Genomic DNA, 1,664 nt, shown 5'->3' with positions numbered 1-1,664 from the left:
TATGTTGAGGAATTTCCTAATGTAACTAATGAAGTTCATAATGAGTTAGAAAATGCCAAGTTTAACTGTTTGGTCTGTGCTTCTGCCCTAACAGGAGGATTACCGGCTTCGGGATTTGCTTTTGCCAATAATTTAATTGTTGATGGAGGCTGGATAGCGTTTAATATTAGAGAAGATTTACTTGATACTCGCAGCCAGCATAATGGTGGTAAAATGTTGGCAACCATCATTAAAGAAGGTATTTTATCAGTCAAAGCTAAACAGTCTTATCAACATCGTCTGTCTGTTAATGGTAATTCCCTCAATGAGCTAGCATTAATAGGAGTCAAAATATCAGATATTCCTCAAACAATGATTAGTAGTGATTAATACCTAGATAATCTTTTTGGATTTAATTGATTTTTAGCTTTTTTTTAAGGTGAATGTGAATGATATGAATAGAGATTTATATAAACCTTTGACTCCCAAGCCAGATGCAACTGGTTATCTGCTCAAGATGATTCCTCAGTTTATTGAGGAATTGATACTAAAGTATGGAGAAAATGTAGAATTTAGAATTGCTGATATCGGTGCAGGAACAGGCACATTGGCAATCCGTATTGTTGATGAAGCTATAAAACGGGGAATAAGTTACTGCATTGTCTATGCTGTTGAACCAGAAGAAAAAGATGTAGAAGTAGGCATCAATATCTGTAAACAAAATGGGTGTTATTACGAAAGTACTAAAAGCTTGGGTGTAGCTTTCAAACAAGAACCCTATACAGAAACGGGCGTTGCTGAATTAAGGAATGAATGCGCGATTATCTGGTTTTATTAAAGCCCCCTAAATCCCCCAAGTTTGGGGGACTTTAAGAGTTTTGTTCCCCCCAGAATTGGGGGGCTAGGGGGGCGAAACCATACCCAGAATCAGCAACGCCCAGAAACGACTTTTGAACCTCAGTTTCTGCATGGCATTATCTGCAATCCCGGTCAGTTTATTGCTCCCAAAAAAATTGGCGATTATTTGCCTTCTTATGGTCAGACTGGAGATGAATTAGGATTGAGAAGATTAGAGGTATTTGTTCGCAATGCAGCAGTTCACTTATTTCCAGATGGACTTTATTGCGGACAGCATTTATCCCCTGCTAAAGAAGGTGATCAGATCGCTGCTCTGGAACTAATACAAGATGCTTTTGGCTCTGATGCAGAGGTTCGATATCACGACAAAATCTTACCCAGAATCACGAGTCAGGAGTTTATGAAAGGCGAATTAGCCTCCTTGCTTGAAGATTGCCACTGGAGGGATTATGCCCAAAACTGGATTGACGATTTCTCAGTTAAATTTCCCTGGTTAGCCTCTGTGGCTTTTATTGCTTGTCCTACTGGAGGAGGAGGAAAAATTACGAATACTAGTCAACCATCTTACGATCCATCCCTAAAAATTGAGGATAGAATTGCGATTCAAGCTACCACCGTTCGAGAAATCAAAGAACTAATTGACAGGGAAAATTTTGGGCGGGTTAACAAATAGTACACCTTGCCATAAATACATTGCAGGATATAGTTGAGTTTAGACTTCATTGTGATTAGTCATTGGCTACCGCAATATTCTAACAGCTAGTGGAAAATAGTCCGATCTGGAAGTAGGGATTAGGGAGATGGGGAGATGGGGAGATGGGGAGATA

The 1,664-nt window shown here is 39.4% G+C and carries 2 protein-coding genes and 1 pseudogene; all 3 read left to right on the top strand.

Annotation, left to right across the window (positions count from 1 at the left end; all coding sequences use genetic code 11):
* A pseudogene (locus F6K53_RS40675) lies at positions 1-369 on the top strand (hypothetical protein); the annotation flags it as partial.
* 88 nt (positions 370-457) lie between these two features.
* Positions 458-817 carry a hypothetical protein gene (locus F6K53_RS40670; RefSeq protein WP_293085879.1) on the top strand — a complete coding sequence of 120 codons (360 nt, stop codon included), beginning with the start codon at positions 458-460 and terminating at the stop codon, positions 815-817.
* A 21-nt stretch (positions 818-838) separates the two neighbouring features.
* Complete coding sequence (locus F6K53_RS40665) at positions 839-1,510, top strand: hypothetical protein (protein ID WP_075905303.1); 672 nt, start codon at positions 839-841, stop codon at positions 1,508-1,510.
* Positions 1,511-1,664: the final 154 nt, after the last annotated feature.

Origin of the sequence: Moorena sp. SIO4A1 (assembly GCF_010672065.1) — a bacterium.
Lineage (GTDB): Bacteria > Cyanobacteriota > Cyanobacteriia > Cyanobacteriales > Coleofasciculaceae > Moorena.
The sequence above is the reverse complement of the archived record's forward strand: the minus strand, read 5'-3'. Positions and strand labels throughout refer to the sequence as shown.